General features: G+C 59.9%; 14 protein-coding genes. 5 read left to right on the top strand and 9 right to left on the bottom strand.

What is annotated here, in order from left to right; translation table 11 throughout:
- Window positions 1-134: 134 nt before the first annotated feature.
- Entirely contained in the window at window positions 135-2,234 is a 2,100-nt protein-coding gene (locus I6F17_RS22920; RefSeq protein ID WP_225127901.1) for an ATP-dependent helicase, read from the top strand.
- Between the two features lie 691 nt (window positions 2,235-2,925).
- Here I6F17_RS22920 and I6F17_RS22915 read toward each other — a convergent pair.
- A complete protein-coding gene (locus I6F17_RS22915) occupies window positions 2,926-3,303 on the bottom strand; it encodes a DUF1127 domain-containing protein (RefSeq protein ID WP_225127903.1) in 378 nt (125 codons plus the stop codon).
- 103 nt (window positions 3,304-3,406) lie between these two features.
- On the opposite strand from I6F17_RS22915, the gene I6F17_RS22910 reads away from it, so the two are divergent.
- Entirely contained in the window at window positions 3,407-4,987 is a 1,581-nt protein-coding gene (locus I6F17_RS22910) for a winged helix-turn-helix domain-containing protein (protein WP_225127905.1), read from the top strand.
- Window positions 4,988-5,231: 244 nt separating this feature from the next.
- Here I6F17_RS22910 and I6F17_RS22905 read toward each other — a convergent pair whose 3' ends face one another.
- Window positions 5,232-5,816: a cupin domain-containing protein gene (locus I6F17_RS22905; RefSeq protein ID WP_225127915.1), complete on the bottom strand. Its 585-nt coding sequence runs from the start codon at window positions 5,814-5,816 to the stop codon at window positions 5,232-5,234.
- Window positions 5,817-6,027: 211 nt separating this feature from the next.
- On the opposite strand from I6F17_RS22905, the gene I6F17_RS22900 reads away from it, so the two are divergent.
- Window positions 6,028-6,783 (top strand): ThuA domain-containing protein, encoded by a 756-nt coding sequence (locus I6F17_RS22900; protein ID WP_225127917.1) that lies wholly within the window; start codon window positions 6,028-6,030, stop codon window positions 6,781-6,783.
- A gap of 865 nt (window positions 6,784-7,648) precedes the next feature.
- A complete protein-coding gene (locus I6F17_RS22895; protein ID WP_225127919.1) occupies window positions 7,649-8,197 on the top strand; it encodes a recombinase family protein in 549 nt (182 codons plus the stop codon).
- An 890-nt stretch (window positions 8,198-9,087) separates the two neighbouring features.
- Here I6F17_RS22895 and I6F17_RS22890 read toward each other — a convergent pair.
- The 7 genes from I6F17_RS22890 to I6F17_RS22860 form a co-directional block, all read right to left on the bottom strand.
- Window positions 9,088-10,443 (bottom strand): primase-helicase family protein, encoded by a 1,356-nt coding sequence (locus I6F17_RS22890; protein ID WP_225127921.1) that lies wholly within the window; start codon window positions 10,441-10,443, stop codon window positions 9,088-9,090.
- Complete coding sequence (locus I6F17_RS22885) at window positions 10,430-13,492, bottom strand: toprim domain-containing protein (protein ID WP_225127924.1); 3,063 nt, start codon at window positions 13,490-13,492, stop codon at window positions 10,430-10,432. The genes I6F17_RS22890 and I6F17_RS22885 overlap by 14 nt, the downstream gene beginning before the upstream one ends.
- A 57-nt stretch (window positions 13,493-13,549) precedes the next feature.
- Entirely contained in the window at window positions 13,550-14,377 is an 828-nt protein-coding gene (locus I6F17_RS22880; RefSeq protein WP_225127926.1) for a hypothetical protein, read from the bottom strand.
- 5 nt (window positions 14,378-14,382) lie between these two features.
- On the bottom strand, window positions 14,383-14,676 hold the full coding sequence (locus I6F17_RS22875; RefSeq protein ID WP_225127937.1) for a hypothetical protein: 294 nt from the start codon (window positions 14,674-14,676) through the stop codon (window positions 14,383-14,385).
- A gap of 60 nt (window positions 14,677-14,736) precedes the next feature.
- Window positions 14,737-15,036: a hypothetical protein gene (locus I6F17_RS22870; RefSeq protein WP_225127939.1), complete on the bottom strand. Its 300-nt coding sequence runs from the start codon at window positions 15,034-15,036 to the stop codon at window positions 14,737-14,739.
- A 154-nt stretch (window positions 15,037-15,190) separates the two neighbouring features.
- Complete coding sequence (locus I6F17_RS22865) at window positions 15,191-15,472, bottom strand: hypothetical protein (protein WP_225127940.1); 282 nt, start codon at window positions 15,470-15,472, stop codon at window positions 15,191-15,193.
- A 764-nt stretch (window positions 15,473-16,236) separates the two neighbouring features.
- Complete coding sequence (locus I6F17_RS22860; protein ID WP_225127942.1) at window positions 16,237-17,496, bottom strand: tyrosine-type recombinase/integrase; 1,260 nt, start codon at window positions 17,494-17,496, stop codon at window positions 16,237-16,239.
- Window positions 17,497-17,877: 381 nt separating this feature from the next.
- Here I6F17_RS22860 and I6F17_RS22855 point away from each other — a divergent pair, with 381 nt between their 5' ends.
- A complete protein-coding gene (locus I6F17_RS22855) occupies window positions 17,878-18,684 on the top strand; it encodes an enoyl-CoA hydratase-related protein (RefSeq protein ID WP_225127944.1) in 807 nt (268 codons plus the stop codon).
- The last annotated feature ends 19 nt before the right edge of the window (window positions 18,685-18,703 follow it).

Genomic DNA, 18,703 nt, shown 5'->3' with positions numbered 1-18,703 from the left:
TGGAGCCATTGCCTGACGGAGCCAAGCGCGGGTCGCGGGCGGCACCCCGACGTGGGAAATGGCTTGCCAAAGCAACGCCTGGTTGATCTAAATGGCTATTTCTTATTGATTGTTTGTCCGGCGAGAGACCACCCATGGGTACCGTCACGACCATCAGGCCGACGCTGTCGCTGGACGACGAGTTCGCTAACTTCGATGTCCGGGAGGAGCTCGAACAACAGCTTGAGCAGCGGTTGCGCGAAGTCGACGTGGACACACGGCCCGCTCTCAAGGCCTTTCAGCCTGCAGCGGACGATGACCAGTTGTCCCTCATTCACGCGCCGCACCAAACGCTGCGGCTCATCGCCCCGGCCGGGTCAGGAAAGACCCAGACGATCATCAACCGGGTGTTACACCTCGCTAAAAAAGGCACCCGGCCCGAGCGCATCCTGTGTCTGACGTTCGACAACTCCGCGGTGACCGCGTTACGCGAGAAGGTCACCGAGCAACTCGCTGCTCTGTCCGCTCCTCACCAGAGCTTTCAGATCAGCACGCTCAATGCCTTCGGCTACCGGCTTTTGCGCGAGCACTTTCAAGCCGAGCACAAGCAGATCATCGAGGCGCCCCGCATCTGGCGGTTGATCAAGGAGCTGAAAGAGACGCTGGCGTCGACAGACGAGGGGCGGAAACGCCATGATGCGCTCCCGGCCTCGTTGCGATACCGGTTCTACAGTGAGTTCTTCGGTCTGCTGAAGAACGCCCTGTTTGATCCCCGTGCCGCAGTGCCGCAGAAACTTGCGGACTTCATGCTCACGAGCAAGAGCGCCCAGGTCTTCTTCCAAGCGGGGTCAACCTCCGAAGAGAAGAAGTTTGTCATCCAGGCTGTCTATTGGTTGTTCAAGGAGTATGAACGCCTGCTTCAACGCGAACAGCGCATGGACTTCGACGACCAGAAGCTCCGCGCCTTGCGATGCCTTGAGACCTCCACAAGCGTGCTGGCACTGGTACAGCGCCAGTTCGACGAGATCATCGTCGATGAGTTCCAGGACATCAACGAGCTGGATTTCGCCTTCGTGGCGCTCATCGCCCAGCGAGCCCGACTGGTCATCACCGGCGACGACGACCAGGCCATCTATGGTTTCCGGGGCTGCACGCCCCGTTACATCATCGAGCTGGAAAAGCACCTCGGCCGTCCAGTCGAAAACTTCGAGCTCAAACGCAACTACCGGTGTCCACGCAATATCGTCGATCACGCGACGCGCCTGATCCGGCACAATCAGTGGCGCGTCGAGAAAAATCCCATTGCGCATCGCGCCGACGATGCCACGATCAAGGTCATCGAATCCACCACGGCCACCGCCGAAGCCAAGATGATCGCCTCAACGATCGAGCGGGTGCGCAGGCGCAACAAGGATCTTCGGCCCTCGGATTTCGCTGTCCTCTACCGCACCAACGCCCAGAGTCTACCCATCCAGTTGCAGTTCATCTTGCGTGACATCCCCTACAATGTGCGAGAGCAAGACAATATCCTGCACAACGACGAGCTGGAAAAGCTCCTTGGCGTCCTGCGTGCCAAGCTCGCGCTGAATAAGGGTCAGCAGCCCGACTCGGGCGATGCCGTTCTCAGCTTGCGATCCTATTTCCAATACGTCGATGAACGCATTCTGGGGCAGCTCGAGCGGGCCTTCGACGCCGCCCCGTCCTTCTTCGACGCCCTCTCCAGCCGACCGGTGCTGGCGCTCCTGCCGAAACTGCGGGAGAGCAGGTTCGCCGCCGTGATGCAGGAGGTCGTCAAGGCGCCCTCCCTGTTCAAGACGCTCGACATCCTGGCCAAGGATTTCCGGGGTCTGCGCGGCATGGTGGGCAGCCTCGAAGACGTCGTCGACAACGAAGTGCCGCTCGGCGAGGTCTACGAACTGGCGGCCAGCTTTCGCGGCCGGGTTGACGCGTTCGTGGATACAGTCGACGGCGCACTCAAGCGGGCCAAGGAAGCCAAGGCCGGTGACGAGAAAGATGGCGTCGCCCTGGCCACCTATTTCAAGGCGAAGGGCCTGCAATGGCATACGGTCATCCTGACCAGTTGCAACGAAGGCCTTATTCCGCACAAGCGCGCCCCCGTCGAGGATGAGCGGCGTCTGTTCTATGTCGCGCTGACCCGTGCCTCCTCCAATCTGATTGTCAGCTACCTCAAGACCTCCTGCAAGACCCGGGTGCCGCCGAGCACGTTCCTCGCCCAGGCGGGGCTGCATGGCTAACTCCTACCCGCGCCGCTGTCGCTATTGCAACCGTTGGATCTCCATGCGGCAAATGCCACATGGGCGATACGTTGCGTTTGAAAACAACGAACCTCACAGGTGTGAAGTCGTTCCGGCGCCGCCGCAGCCTCGGCCCGCGCAGCGACCGGCTCCTGTCGATCCGCTTGACTTTCCAGACATTGACATTCCGGAGACCGTCGTTGAGCCTGTGCGTCCTGCTCCGCCCGCGCTCGAGCCGATCGTGCGCTCATCTCCCCCGCCGCCGCGCCCGCATCCGATGGAGCCGCCCGTTTCGCCGGCGCCGCGGCCCCGCCCGTCACCACCGGTCAGTCCGCAACCTCGGCCGCAGCCCGCGGGCGTCAGTTCACCGTCGCAAAGGCCGACCGTTGCGGTACCGGCGCCTGAAGTTGCTGCGCGTTCGCGAGTACGGTTCACCGATCTACTTGGCATGGGAGCTTACAGTTTCTTTACGGTTTACGTCATGATTGGAGTGCTACACTCTATCGCTTTTTCGCTCTTCGTTAGCCGCGTGACCTGCGCGACGACCGCCAAGACGATCATCTCGATCTTCTGTAATACGGGCATCGGCTTTTCCCATCTGGTCGCCGCGCTCGGGTGGCCTTGGTATTGGCTGTAGGCCAGTTCGCCTGAAACAAAGGCCGAAGACCGCGATAGTTTTCCGCGCATTGCATTAGCGCGGTTTGACGCGTGTTTCTGGAAGGTGCTTGTCCCAATGTGGGTGGATTTGGCCGTCCACTGTTGGCTGGTATTGGACCCATTCGGCTCGTATGCCTCTCGGGTCGATATCTCTGTTCGACACGACGTAGTCAATCTCGCTTCGCGTCGTGCTAATATCCATTAGCTCGCGGTCCGTCAGGCGGCTTAATTCCGATTGCAGCCTCCGGCCTTTGCGCCACACCTGAAATGCCTGCCAGTAGGCTTCGAGCGGACTATAGACCGGCTGGTTGGTAGTTGCTGGATGCTGCAACTTGGCGATCTCGTGGACGATGCAATTGCGGTGCGTCCTGTCTGCTTTTTCACAGGATGAACATGCCGCAGGGTGAGCCACCGCGCCTGACGTCCGGCTTACATTTTCCTTACCGCCGGCTTATTCTTTGACCCCCGAGCGCCGTCAAAGCGCGAAAATAGAAGGCCACCTAGGGGATCCTGAAATGCGCTATTTCTTCGAGGAGTACGCATTCGATACTGACCTTCGCGAGCTACATCGTGGGTCGATCCCTATTCCCATCGCGCCACAGGCCTTCGACCTACTCCAATATTTGATCCGGCACAGGGAGCGCGTCGTCAGCAAGGACAATCTCATCAACGCGGTTTGGAATGGACGCATCGTCTCAGATGCCGCGCTGACGACCCGCCTGAATGCCGCTCGGGCAGCAATCGGCGACGACGGTGACAAGCAGCGCCTAATCAAAACATTGCCGCGCAAAGGCTTCCGCTTCGTCGGCGCAGTGCAGGAAATGCAGAAACCCGCAACTGCGCCGGTTAGCTCGGCAGCGCAGAGCGACGACACGGCGCAAAAGCCGTTTTCGCCACCTCGTCTTTCGATCGTGGTGCTGCCTTTCGCCAATCTCGGCGGCGATCCCGAACAAGACTACTTCGTGGATGGCGTGACCGAAAACCTCACGACGGACCTATCGCGTATAGGTGGCTCGTTCGTCATCGCACGTAACAGCGCCTTTTCATACAAAGGTAAAGCCATCGATGTACGGCAGGTCGGACGGGAGCTGAACGTCCGCTACGTGCTCGAAGGCTCTGTACAGCGAAGCGGCAACCGGCTTCGGGTGAACGTGCAGCTTGTCGATGCCGAAACCGGCAATCACCTGTGGGCCGAACGCTTCGATAAGCCAGTTGCCGATCTGTTTGACATGCAGGACGAAATCGTATCGAGGCTCGCCCATGCGCTACGCGATCAACTCAATGTAGCTGAGGCGCGGCGAGCAGAGCGCTCGCTGCATCCGGATGCACTGGACCTGATCTTTCAAGGCAGGGCCTGCTTTTGCAGGGGGAACGCCCCCGAGCACCTGACACAGGCGAGCGACTTCTTCAATCGTTCCTTGGCCATCGACCACCACAGTATCGGAGCATTGGTCGGCATTGCACTCGTCGATCTGACAATGGGGATGTCACTATTAACTGACGACCGAACCGCGCGTCTTTCGGCCGCCGAGACAAATGCGGTCAAAGCACTCTCGCTCGCGCCTGACCATGCCGGTGCCCATGCGATTTTGGGTGGAGCGTATATTTCTACAAACCGCGCGGCTCAAGGAATCGCTGAGTGCGAGCGAGCGTTGGCGTTGGATCGCAATCAAAGTACAGCGCATGCTCAAATCGGTCTCGCAAAATATTTTCTAGGACGTGGGGCAGAGACTGTCGCCCATATGAATGAAGCAATTCGCCTCTCTCCTCGCGATAACTTCGCCTACAGCTGGCTGGTAGTGGCCGGCTTCGCCAAGTTGCAGCTTAATGCGGACCGCGAAGCAGTTGACTGGTTTCTCCGCAGTATCGAAGCTAATCGCAATTATCCTTTAGCGCATTTTGGGCTTGCAGCTGCACTAGCGCTGCTTGGCTCGTTGGATCAGGCAAGAGCCGCGGCAAAGGCAGGACTTGCACTCAATCCAAGCTTTACGATACGTCGCTTCAGCGAGGGCGCATCGAGTGATAATGCAACCTACCTCGCCAATCGCCACCGCGTTGCTGACGGCATGCGTATCGCGGGGGTGCCGGAGGCATGATGTCTGCCATCCGTCTTGGCCGTGTGAAAAACGCCAGGGCGCCTGACGGCGATAGAATACGTTATTCGTTCAAGACCGTCTTAGCGGTAAGCCTCGCAAGCGCATTCAGCGCAAGCGAATTCAACTTAGAGGTCGACCTGAAGAACATCATTCTTCGTCGCGTTTTGATTTTTGAGTTTTCACACAGCCAGGGTCAATTTCGGACTCAGCGTCTTAGCGCTTGGAGGCAAATCTCTGAGGGCACCTAGTATTCTGTCCCATATTTGAGACCGATTGCGTTGATCTGCTCCCGCGTCAATTCTTTTCGCGGTTCGCCGGGTCGGCTGCAGGTTTCGCGAAAGAAACCGTCGAGGCCTGGGGGCACCATGATCCACAGCAGAACCATTTCCTGATCTGGACTACTGAAACCATGCCAGGTGTTCCTGGGTATGAAAATCGTTCCACCTCTTTCGCAAGAATGATGCACATCGTTGAGTGTGACCGTGCCACTGCCTTCCAGAACATAGAAGGCTTCGTCCCTGTCGAGATGTCGGTGAACTGGAATGCCTGAGCCCTTGGGTAGCTGCTGAATGCCCAGGCCAAGATTATTGGACCCCGTTACCGGGTCGGCCTTGATGAAGATGTTGCCGCCATCACGAAAATGGATCAGGTGTTCACCCTCTCCGGGACCAAGCACATAGCCCTGTGGCACCGGGTTAAGCGACTTCGCCTCGATCTCCTCGCTGTTTGGCATCGCGTGCTCCATTGGCCGATATTCAACAATGAAAAAGCCACAATAGCAGAATGCTCCACTACGAGCGACGCCCATGGTCAAACGGCTTTTGGTCAAAGGCTGCCCTCGGCGTCTCCACGATGGCTTTCCGCTCAGCCGTCGGAAGCGGACGGTGCGAGGCCAAGAGCGGAGGTCAGCCACGGGCCATTAAGCGACATTGTCAAGTCGAGGCTATCAATTGAACCTCGGGCGTAGGGCGGCGCCGCAGGCGCGCGGCGCGCCGATATGTGCTAAGCTTTTCTGGCCGGTTAAGCATCGGGAGAGGATTGTGACGCGACGCGAGTTCATCGCACTCGTCAGCAGCGCGGCGGCAATCCGACCGCTCGGCGCGCGTGCAGAGCGCCCGCCAGAACGTGTCCTCTATTTCACATACTCGGCCGGCTATCGGCACGACGTCATACCACTTTCCGAAGCAATCCTGACGCAGCTTGGAAGGAATTCCGGTGCCTTTGAAGTCATCGCAACGGAAGACTTGTCTGAATTTTCGATCGGGAACCTCGAGCGGTACGCCGCCGTGATGTTCTACACAAGCGGTGAAATTCCGATGAGCGGCGCCCAAAAGATAGCACTTCTCAACTTTGTGCGCTCGGGCCGTGGCTTTCTCGGTGTTCACTCGGCCACGGACTCATTCTACACCTGGCCAGACTACCTCGATCTGATCGGCGGCTACTTCAACGGTCATCCCTGGCATCAGGGTGTGACCATCGAGGTGGCTGATGTTGCAGATCCAGTGGTGGCGTTTCTGGGGAATTCGTTGCAGTTGAACGATGAAATCTACCAGATCAGCGACTTCGACTATCGCGGATCACGCGTGCTCCTGCGCCTCGACCAAAGTTCGGTGGACCTCAATAAGGCCGGTGTGAATCAACGCTTCTATGGTTGGCCGCTCGCCTGGAAACGATTTTACGGGGAGGGGCGAGTATTCTATTCGGCGCTTGGCCACGAGGCGTCGGTCTGGCAGGACCCGCGCTGCCAGAAAATCCTCACTAACGCTATCCTCTGGTCTACGAGAAGGTTGGCCTAGAGCAACCGGACTGCTGTGCCGCTTGTGTCTTCCCAGAAGCGGACGTCGGGTTCATTCGCGGGCTTTCGAGCAGCCTTCCCTACCCCTCACGGCTCAAGCGCTGATCACCGTGAACCTGCCCATCGCACGCCGTCTGGACTGCCAGGCCTCTGCGTCAGATTTGCGATGCATATGAAGATGGCGCTCCGGCGTGAGTACCAAAACACCACGCCCCAATCCTCACCGACCGCGCAAAGAGCAACAGCGGCCTTACACGTCACCCAGGCAAACAGGCGCCCGGGAGATAAATCTTCGGAGACATTTCTGGGCTGAACCACTGTCCACCTCGCAAACCTTTCTTCGAGGCGCACCGACGGTCAAAGAATAACACCGCCGACTACGCCCTTCCCACGGTAGCCATTCAGGCCGCTGGCACTCGGGCTCCATAGCGGGCGGTGTCTGGTCAAGGCTAGTGGGGGAAGGAAGCGATGGCAAGAGTGGGCGAAGGCCGCTTCTGGTGAGTCAATTTGACTCACCACGCCACGACCGCAACGCGCCGCAGTTCGCAAAAGGAAAATTTTGCCGCGGAGTATTGCGAACGTTTCAGATCCCGATTTTGGGGGCCACCAGGGGGCGGTGCCAGAGCCATGCCCTCGGGCCGGTGCTTCGGCAGTCTGCCGGGCGCCCGCTGATAGGTTCCTCTTGAGACGCAGCCGCAGATACCGGTCACGATCACACCCCCCGCGGACCATGCATCGGGTCGCTGATTGTCGCCTCCGACGACACCGCATCTTTCAAAAACTCTACGTTCTGAAAGATCGAAATTGCCCTTGCATTATCGCGCTTTTTGGATTCCAAAAGTGTCTTTTTCAAAATGGGGGAAGAAATGAAAATTGGATATGCGCGAGTCAGCTCGGGTACGCAGGATCACGCTGCGCAGATCGAGGTCCTGAAGGCCGCCGGATGCGAACGCGTGTTCAGCGAAAAGGTCTCCGGCAAATCGATCAACGGTCGCCCAGAGTTCGCCAGGTTGATGAAGACCATCGCCCCAGGCGACGTGCTTGTCGTCTCGAAACTGGACCGCTTGGCACGGTCGAGCCGCGACCTACAAAACATTCTGCATGACCTACAGGAACTGAGCTGCGACTTTGTCTCGCTCGGCGAGAGCTGGTGCGACACCACGACCGATGTTGGCCGGCTGGTCATGACGATCATGGGCGGCATCGCCGAATTCGAACGCAACTTGATCCGCAAGCGGTGTGAAGAAGGTATCCAGAGGGCCAAGCGAAAAGGCACGAGATTCGGCAGGCCCGCGGCGCTCGATCCCGGTCAGCGCAGACGTGTTGCGGAGCGCTACGCTGCTGGTGAGACGATGGCGGAGCTCGCCCGGGAGTATGAAGTCGGTGAAGCGACGGTCTGGCGGGCACTACAGTAGCTTTTAGCGATGCTTCTGAGGGCGGCTGCCTGACAAGCAGCCGACGACCTCTCCAATGCGATGCAGTGCCCCGTGATGAGTCGTGAGAGTCGGGCCTGAACATCCCGGCGCCGTCGCACAAGGCCCTTCCAGGGCCTCCGTAGAGTCTTGCCGACTATGTTCTGTCGGCCTGCGTTGCCGCAGCACGCCCACAAAAGCATGTAGTGGCAGGAGTTGTTCGAGGCGCTACCCAGCGAGTCCTACAATTGATGTGGAAGTTACTTAAAGTAAACCCTCGCGGTACGCCTTCTCTCGTCGCCGAAGCCGAGCAGTCAGCATCCTGCCGCCGTGGCATTGGCAGACGCTAATCCACCGCATCGCGAGGTTGCCGCAAGGTGCTCCGTTCCTCTTGAGAGCCATACATTTGCGAAACCCCGGCCTGCCTCGCTTAAACCGGTACTTGGCAACTGCTCCATGCCACGCCGCGTTGCCTGACCCTGATGTTCGCGGCATCTCCGGCCTCCTACGCGTTCGACACATATTAGCAGAAGATATGTGTGGCGATGAGGATCGTCGCTGATGCCGTTGGTGGTGATCACTGATCGGCAGTGATTTCCCTATATGGCCCCCATATTCTAATAAAACGAAGACACATTGTTTGCTCGTAGGTAGACCACCTACCAAACACTGATCACTGACCGACTATGTTGATCCCGCTCGGTCGAACTGCCATCAGATTAAATCAGTCCCGGTCAGTGAAATCAGTGGTTCCGCGACAATGTTTAGGCGGCTATGCAGCTCTCCAGCTTGTATCACGTGACTGAAGTCGGTGATGTCAGTGGCTGTGTCGAGAGAACCTCGTGCTTTTTTACGAGAACGACTGCCTTCTCAGAGGGAGCACGTCATGCACCTTAGATGCTGCTCAAGGTCTTTTTAAGCCGCTGGACGTGATTACGCGCGGCCAGTTGCCGCTGCTCTGGCGCAAGCTTGGTCCGCCCGTAAAGCGTCTGCCTGCGCCCCTCGATCTTCCAGAGCCCGTCGCTCCTGTCCGCATCAGGGTTGCGAACAGAAACGTAGCCGCAGGTTTCCATCCTGTAGGGGATTGATCGCCGGTACTTCTTGTCCAGCAGCCATTCCAATGACGCACCTTGCCGCGTTGAGACCAACATCCCTAGCGTCACCACATCGGGCCGGCCGAGCTCATCGAGGGCATCGGCAATTTCGGAATCCTCCGGTGCTTGGCTCGCATGGACGATCTCAAAGAAGGCCTCGGTTTGGCGGGGAATGGCGCCGGCGTTGAAGGATGACAGGTCCCGTTGCGCCAAATACGCACCAACGTGGCCTGCGCCCCCACCCCTCAGCCAACGCCATTGTTCGGTCCAGAACTTTGCGCTGAAGTCCTCCTTCTTGCTCTCGGACCAGACCACAAAATGGCGGCGATCGTCATTATCCAGGTAGACACCGTCGGACTTGTGGTTGGTGGTGATGCAGAGACCAAGCACATTCGGCACGTAGATGCGCTTTTCGTACTTATCGACACACGACAGCACATTCGGCGGGCTCGCGGCATAACTTTTGATGCGCTCATAGAGGGCAAATCGGTTCGCGCGGCCTCCCTCGCCGAGATCGTGCGCTTCATTCAGGCGCAACACCACCGCCTTCACAAACGGGTTGTTCTTATCCAACAGTTCGGATGATGACACGTTGTGAAAGTTCCATTCTCCGACCGCCTTCTCGACCGCCTCCAATATCCAGTCCTTGCCGATGCCCTGACCGCCGCCCATGACCAGCGCATGGTTGATCTTCTCACCGGGAAACTGCACGCGGTGGGCCAGCCAATCGATTATGTGCTCTGCGTCGTTTGGGTAGAGCCGCTGCACGTGCTCGATCCACGGGCTCGCCAGATCGGCATCGCCGGGGACAGTTCGCGGGGGTTGGTAGAGATTGAGGACATGTGCGCCGGGGCGGTCCGTCCAGCCTCCGTCAAACAGCAGCTTGTCCTCGATGATTTCCGGCCAGCCCGGCATCCAGGTAACTTGTTCGACGCGACGGTGCTGCTTCAGCCAGTCCGACGGCTTGATCTTCACAAATTTTCCGTTCCGCTTCTCGCCGAGTATCTTCGGAAGAATGCTATCGACGCTCTCCTTCGGCCACGTCGTGCGGGCGGGCATGAACATGAACCGGTTGGATTCAGGGATAGCATAAAAATCCTCCAAGCTGATTGCACCGTCAGCCGAACGGAGGTCTGGCGGCTTAAGCAGGGACATCCTGATCCCTCATCAAAACGAGATCATTGAAATCGGTGTCAGGCGTCGGTGGCATCAGCGGCACGACGGTCCGACCGTGCCGGCGCCAGTGCTCAGCCACGACGGCTGCGGCCATCTGGCCCTGTTGGTTGGAATCGTTGTCGATGAGTAGGAATAGACGCTGCACGCCAGCGACGACTGGCAGCGCGGCCATGTTCTTGGTGGAGAGAGCGGCCCACGCCGGCGTTAGCGACCGGCCACAGTGCGGGATCCGGGTCGCAGCAGCGAGCACGGTCTCAAGTCCCTCACCAATTACGAGATCAGACGAAGCAGGCCACAGCTTGACCACGCCGGTCCGGCCAAGCATGCGCCGCTCAACCTTCAGAACGCGGCCGTCGCGCTGCAGCAGCGCGGTACGCTGGATCCCGACCGGCTCGTCGCTGATAGGATCGCGCAGCAGGGCGATCAAACACGGCCGGGAGCCCGCACCAAACATGCAATCGGGATGGAAGCGAAGGCAGCCCTGCACGTCGTCCGGCAGCCGGGTGACGTCGATGTGCCGGGTCTCGTCCAGATATCGTTCGGCGATAGTGCCCCCCAGAGGCACACTCGAGGCCCAGATTGATAATGCCTGCGACAACTTGGCAGCGGCTTCATCGCGGCAACGGTGGATAGCTGGAGCTGAGGGCCAGTCTTTGATGGCGCTGATAGCGTCCTTGACAGTCATGCCCTCGACGCGCGTGAGCCAGTCCAGGCGCGTTCCGTGCTCTCCGCAACCAAAACAGTGAAAATGGTCAGGATAGATGGCGCAGGACGGCACGACCTCCTCGTGGAACGGGCACACCACTTTATTGTCGGAAGAGAGCGGTAGGCCGACCAACTCGGTCAGTGGTGCGACGTGGTCTGGAAGCGTCGCCAAGAATTCCGTATCATCGTTCAAATCGAGGATAATCGGGTCATCGACCGTCCCGATGTCCCGGCGAGTGTCCTCAATATAGATCTCGATGGCGCGTTCGAGAGCTTGCTCTTGCTCTTTTACGGGGTCCGGCGGCAGCTCACTTTTGGGTTCGGCAGGTTGCTCGGGCGGCTCAAGATAGTGCGCCCCCGAATGCACTTTGCCGCCCAGCGGCAGCCCGGCAGCCCAATCGGGAGACTCAAGAAGAACCGTCAGAAATGTTGCATCTGAGAGCGAGCCGCAGGGCACCTCGACCGTGACCTCGTCGTGGCAATGAAACACCACGGGAATACCACGGCATTCGAAGCGATCGATTGCTGCGGCCAAGAGGTCACGCGCTGTGCCCTGAACAACGTTCTCGACGAAGACGCCGAACCAGCCGCGATAAGCCTTCCATTGACCGCGCGCATTGTCCATGAATTCGACATCAGGGGCCGCGTCCTCGAACTTTGCCGGAACGAGGTGCGCTTGCGGATATGTGATAGCGCGACCGCTCGGTAGCGTCAGCGTCAGATTGCCGTCGACGAAACTCGCAATGATCGGCGGCTGCGGTGCAGGCGCTACCAAGACCGGCTTGCCGACCTTGATCGCGATCCGGATCGCACGCGCCAGATCCTTCCAGAACTTTGTCGTAGCGGGGTGCGCGCTGCGCCACTGGCCGATGATCGCCCTGATCTCGTCATCGCTACGCGGGTCGTTGGGAACAATCCGGCGCCATGCACCAACAGACCCACCGAAGCCGGAGGCGAGTTCGCCGGCCTTTCCGAGCTGGCGTTCTACCTGTGAGATATCTGCATCCGCGGCCTTGCGCAGCATCCTCCGAGCGATCACGCGATACGGCTCGAGCTGCTTGTCGCCGGTCCGCTGGAAAGTCGCATAGGCCTCTAGCTTCCAGTGCTCGCCCGCGAGCCATGCCAGCACGACACTCTCAATCGCCGAAAAGTCGCCAGATTTGAGCTCACACCCCGGTGCGGCACAGAGTGCCGCGCGTGAGATATCGCCGAGCAGCGCGAGCGGATTGCCGTAAGCAGCAATTGCGGCACGATCTCCGCTGCAGACGTGCTCGACCACACAGAGCGGGAGGTTGCTCTCGTTCTTTTTCAGGTTCTGGAGCTGGGGGCCCAAGCCCGACCACCGACCCGGTGCGCCGCCGTACATCCGCAGCGTGCCTCGCATCCGATCGTCAGTAACCGACGCATAGGCAAGCATCCGCTTGAACTTGTTCACGCTCGCGCGTGCAGCAGTACGACGAAGCTCGAGCAGCTGAGCGACATAGTCATCGGGCTTGCTCGCCAGCATCTTGGCGACCGCACTCTTGGTCAACGAAGTCATATTGTGGCCGCGGGCGTTGATGGCTTCGAGGAACCGCTTCACCTGATCGGAGCTCGTAATGGCCCCGTGGGTGAGCTCCTGAAGCTTGAGGCCGATGGCGGTCCGCTCTTGGATTGCGAGACCGTGCGCGGCTGTCGCAAAGTCTCGGTCGAGGCGGATCCCACGGTCATTGATCGCGACGTCCTCGAGCTGATAGCGGCGCTCAGTCGAAGAGAGCGGTTTCAGCTTCGTCGACTGCCAGGCCGCGCGCATCGTAATGACATCGAGCCGACACCTCTCATAGAGAAGCTGGAGCTTTTCGGGGTCTTCATCCCAGGTCGGCATCGCGTCCCCCTTACGCTTGCGATTGCTTGTGGGCCGGGAGACCGCAAGCATAGCTCTCCGCGCTACGGGGTCCTTCCTGTAGGGTAAGCCGAGGGCCTGGGCGAGCAGATCGAGTTCGGCGGGATAGGCGTTCGCCAACGCGAGCCGTTGGGTGCAGTGCTGCACGTGGTGCGGGATCGCGGGAAAGAGAAAACGAGGTACAAGGACATTTTCGAGGATCGCGCGCTCGAACTCGTAGTTGTGCGCGACCAGCTGCCAGAGTTCTGGTTCCGAAGCCACGCGATAAAATTCATGCGGCACCGGGCTTCTCGGCAACCACAGCATCGGATCATTGCCGTCCACGGCATAGACAAGACAGAGGGGCTCGGTTGTGGCGTCGATGGCATATGCGTAGGCGCCGCATTCCCGCAGGTTTGCAGTACTCCGCGTCTCGATGTCCCAGAACAGTGTCGGCATCATTCCTTTCCCTCGGCGGCCAGAGAAGAGCTGACGCCCCTCTCTGATCCGGTCGATCGCCTAAAACACGATTCTGTCGTTCAGCATTTCAGCGGTGGTGACCGGCTTCACGTCGGTCATGGTGGAGAGCGTCTCGCTAGAGACGTCGATGAGCGGCTTCGGCTTCGTCTGGCCTGTGTTGGCTTGATGCTGATCACGAGCCTGCTGGGTGGACCTCGCCGAATTGTCCGAGAAATTCAGCGCCGTGACCGAAGCCGCTGCCTTCTCGGCGGCAGCGGGGCCGGTGAGCTGAGGAGCCGGCGGGGCCGCCGGAACGGCGTTCCCTCCGTCTCCCGGCGTCCGCCAGCCGATGATCTCGAAGTGCGGGCGCCTGCCTTGGCCGAACTTCATTTTCATCGGCCTGCTGCTGAGGTTGACCAGCGGCATGCAGCGAGTCCCTCGCAATGACCGCATGGTCATGACCGACTCTTTCAGGGCATCGTAGGCGATGTGGGCACCGACGGTCGCACCCGAGTACGTGTAGTTTTCCCCGGTCGACAGATTGACCAGGTAGACCATCACCGTATGCGCCCAAGGCGGACGCGGTTTGCCATCCACACCCAATTCCCATTCCTGAATAGGAATCGCGGCGTTCAATTCACCGGCGTTCGGCAGCGGCTTCTCGAGGATGTACTCAGCCTCATTGTTTTTCCACCGGCGCAGGATCTCGCCGACATCGACCACCAACAAAGGCGACGGTGCCGCGACACCATCGCGGTCGACCCAACCCTGCTTGTCATTCCATTTGAGGTAAGAGCCTCTCCCAATTCGACGGGACGGGAACGAGCCTGAGAAGCCGTCATCGGCCTGCGGCGGTCCATCTTGGGAGGTCGTGATATCGTTCGTCATGTTTGTCACCATTCAATCTGTTTGTTTCGCTTTTGCTCATCGAACTGGGCTACGCCCCAGGTGGCGCCGCTCTCGCGGAAAGGTTGATCGGATCGGTCGTCGGCTAGGTCTTCGGCTCGATCACCAGGATGTCGCGATGACAGCCAGAGCAGGTCAGGCCGGTGCGGGCCGCCCACGCTGTCGATGCTCACATCGGTGGCGCGCAGTTCGGCTCCGCAATGCGGGCAATGAGCTCCGGCGGCCAAGCGCACGACGAGACCAAGGATGAAGGCGCTCTGAACTTGCGGATTGTTAGCCATTGTGGGTCCCTCGAAATAGAAAAGGGCGCCATCTCGCGATGACGCCCCTCTGTCAGCTCGCTACGACGTGACCTCCTTGATGAATCCGACCAGTTCATCGAGGTCGTGCACGGCGGTCTCGATCTCGACCAAATCGGCTTCGAGCGCCTTGCGCCGATCGTTCAGCTCATCGCCGAGATCGAACGGCTCGAACACCTCCAGTTCGCCCAAGGCCATACCGCAGCCGAGGGAGACGCGCTCGCCGACGTCCTCGATCCGCTCGGCGATGTGCTTCAAGAGCCGCACGACGACGTTGACAGGGGAGTCGAGGGACGCTACCGCAGGGGAAGCGACAGTGGTTCCGGTCGCAAGATTGGGCATCAGAAGCCCTCCTTTCTTGATCGACCAGGTGCATCGGTTTCTCAGGCGGGTGCACCTGGTTCAGCTCCGCTCCTGCTAGCCAATAATTCGCCGCGGCCGAGCGGCGGTTGCCGCGGCGAAACTCAGACAGCAATTTCACTGTGGTCGGCGCTGACTACTCGGCGGCAACGACCGTACGGGTGTTCGTGTCGGCCTCGCGCTCGCGGCGCCACGCTGCGGCAGCCTCGACGCTGATGAGCGTCCGGCCGCCGACCTTCATCGTCACCGGCCCGAAGCCAGCGCGCTGCATGCGAAAATAGGTGTCGACGCTGATGCCGTGAGCTACGCAGAACTGCCGGATCGAGTACGCCATCGGCGCAATCGAGGTTTCATTTGCCAGTTTCGCGAGATCGGCGGTGACGCCAGGCTTGCGGCCAGTGACTTCTCCGCGCGCCATTGTGTGCAGCTCCTGTTGAGTGGATCGCTGCGATTAGGCGCCAGCTTACGACCTTGAGGAAGAGGGAGATCGGGGGAGATCGGGGAGGATCTGAAATAGCAGCCAGATCAGCAAGTTAAGCGCGATAGTCAGAATTCAATCGATAGTTTCGCTAAAACAGAATAAGCAACACAAAACCGAAATCTACTGCCCCCTCAGAAACTTAAGATGTTTACGCATGTCGCTATCGTCAGGTGCATGGCCAGTTGCGCTCTCGCAAAATTTCAGCATCTCTGGCGCCCTAGGCATTTTCAAGCCCGCCATGAGCCTTCGGATCACTTCTCGAGCAACGAGCATCTTCCAATCATGTGTAGGCGCTGGCCCTGGCGGCTTACGGGGCAACCGCACGTTCTTTTCGGTGTGCGCCGCAAGCCAGAGGCTATCGACATCCGGTCGCCATACAAAAAATTCCCAGTGCTCTCTGGACCGAAAGCGTGGAGTTATCTGAAACTGGTGGTCGATGATCATAATAGCGCGACCGCGCCAGAACGAGCCAAGCAGTTCTTCGTACTCTCCAGTCACCATATTTCGCCGCATGGATCGAAGCTTCTCGCTCACCAATGCTTCGATCACTTGAGGCGTCGCTAGGTCAGCGTACCGCCCGCCGGTGAGCTGCTCCGAACGGATGTGATGCGCTAATGCCAAAGAAATCCAGCGTGGATCGCCGAACGGAGGCGGCTTCTCCTTTCGCGATACAAGCTGTTTGCTCTTGCGCGCGCACATAGTCACTGCACCAGCCCGACAACACTGTTGGCGACGGCTGACGCCGGCGCGTGATGCAGCAGCGCCGCTCGCGCGATCTCGTCACTATGATCGGTGATGTGTTTAGAGTAGGTGCGCTCGATTTCAGCGCTCGACGTGTCATGCGATGCGGCGACAAGCCTAATCGGCAGACCGCGCAGCAGCGCGCGGACGATGCTCGAATGGCGCAAGGCGTACATCGTCGCTCTTGAATCGAGATTCAGAACCTTGACGATCCTGGCGACGTCCTCGCGATAGTCGTCGGAGCCGCTCCACGGCTGGCCGTTATTCTGCAGAAGCAGCGGCGCATCGGCAGCGCGTCCCTTGGCGGCCTCCTTGAGTTTCGTCGCCAGCGCCGGAGTGATCGGCACGCTGATACGCTCGGCCTTGCGCTTGGCACGATTTTTCGATCCGCCCTTAGCTGAGCGCGGCATCGTCAGACGCGGCTTGGCGCCGCCATGCAGGTCCTCGACCAGCAGCCGTGCGGCTTGCGACGGCCTCGCGCCGGTCACCGCCAGCACATCGACGAACAGACCTAAGTGGGCATCGACGCGGTAGCCGGCGGCCACGAACCGGCTCACGTCGCGATCTCCAAGGATGACATTGCGGGCGACGGTTGCATCAGGCAGCGACTCGAGGCCGGCCTCCCATGCACCCGCGTTCTGGATGCGCTTGTCGCGGGAAGCGGCAAGATTGAGCGCGGCTCGCAGGCTTTTGCAGTAGCGCACGACGCTGGACGGCTGCAGGCCCTTGGTGAGCAGACCGTCGCGCCAGTTGCGCAGCTCTTTGGCTTCCAAGAGCGCCACAGGCTTGCCGAGCAACTGCGAGCTGAGATGCCGCCGTAGTCCACTGGCGTTGTAGATGCTGGCGCCGCGAGCTTCGAGGTCGCGCTGATAGTCGGTCAAGGCATCGTCCAGCGAGACCGGCGCAAAGCCTATTGCAATAGCCTCAGGTTCGGCGTCCGCCTCACCCCGCGCCAGCTTGCGCGCCTGCGCTAGGGCCTGATCGTAATTGAACACGTACTTGCCGTCGGCCGGCTCCAGATCGTCGGCGATGCCGAATTTCTTCAGCCAGCTCGTGCGCCCATCGGCAAAACGAACGCTCCACGTTCCGAAGCCGCTTTCATTCCGGCGATAGCCAAGTGCAATGTTTGGCGCGACGCGAACAAAATAGCTTGCCTTACGCGCCGTGAGCTTGGCGCGAGCGGTGGATGTTTCCAGTGTGATTTTGCGGGGCTTTGGCATGGGCAAACGGCTCACAGTGTAGGGCGCGTGTAAAAAACAGCAGAGGCCCTGCGCCTGTTAGCGCCTGCATAGCATGCGCGTGTTGTTTTGGTTTTTCAATGCCTTACTTGCGAGTGCAACGCTAGCAGGCGCTAGGCAGCAACTTGCATATTCTCTCCTTGTGGGAGAAGGTGGCATAGGCGGCCTTAGGCCGCCGTTCTTAAGAACGCCGAAGCGAAGCTTCGGCTACGGCGCCGGATGAGGGGTTGTCTCCACAATCTCATTTGTGGAGGCAGACCCCTCACACAAGCGATTGTGCGGCTAGCGATTTACATGCCCTCTCCCGCAAGGGGAGAGGGCGCAGCAATCGGCGCCGCGACTCGCGGCAAGTGCGAGGCCCCCATGTCCCAACCGCTGCTGATCGAGCATGACGATGGCGTCGACCGGGTGACGCTCAATCGCCCCGAGCACCTCAACGCCCTCGATCCCGCGCTGATCGAAGCGCTCAACGACTATTTCCAGGGCCTGCAACGCAATCGCGACACCCGCGTCGTCGTGCTCAAGGGCGCCGGCAGGAATTTCTGCGCCGGCCTCGATCTCAAAGCTGCGATGGCGCGCCGGGCCGGACAGCAGGAGCCACCCGGTGTCACGGAGTCGCTGGATTCGCAGCGGCGCATCGCCGACATCGTGATGCTGATGCGGCGCTGTCCGCAGCCGATCCTGGCGCTGGTGCAGGGCGCGGCCGCCGGCGGCGGCTTTGCGCTGGCGCTGGCCTCCGACATCCGCATCGCGACGAGATCGGCGCGGATGAATTGCGCCTTCATCAAGCTCGGGCTCGGCGGCTGCGACATCGGCACCAGCTATTTTCTGCCGCGCCTCGTCGGCGTCTCCGTCGCATCCGAGCTGATCCTCACCGGGCGCTTCATCGGAGCGGAGCGCGCGCTCGCGGTCGGCCTCGTCTCGGAGGTCGTGGACGAGGACAAGCTCGATGACGCGGCCGCGTCTTATGTCGAGGCGATGATGACGGCCTCGCCCGTGGGCCTGCGGCTATCCAAGGAATGCCTCAACATGAGCGTCGATGCCGGCTCGCTCGAAGCCGCGATCGCGATGGAGGATCGCAACCAGGTCCTGTGCAGCCGCTCGGAAGAGTTTTCGGAAGGCATCAGGGCCTTCCTTGAGAAGCGAAAGCCTGTCTATATCAGGCGCTGAACGATGAAGATCCGCAAAG

The organism is Bradyrhizobium sp. NBAIM18, from assembly GCF_020193825.1.
Taxonomy (GTDB): Bacteria; Pseudomonadota; Alphaproteobacteria; order Rhizobiales; family Xanthobacteraceae; genus Bradyrhizobium; species Bradyrhizobium yuanmingense.
This window is presented reverse-complemented; position numbering and strand designations above follow the sequence as displayed.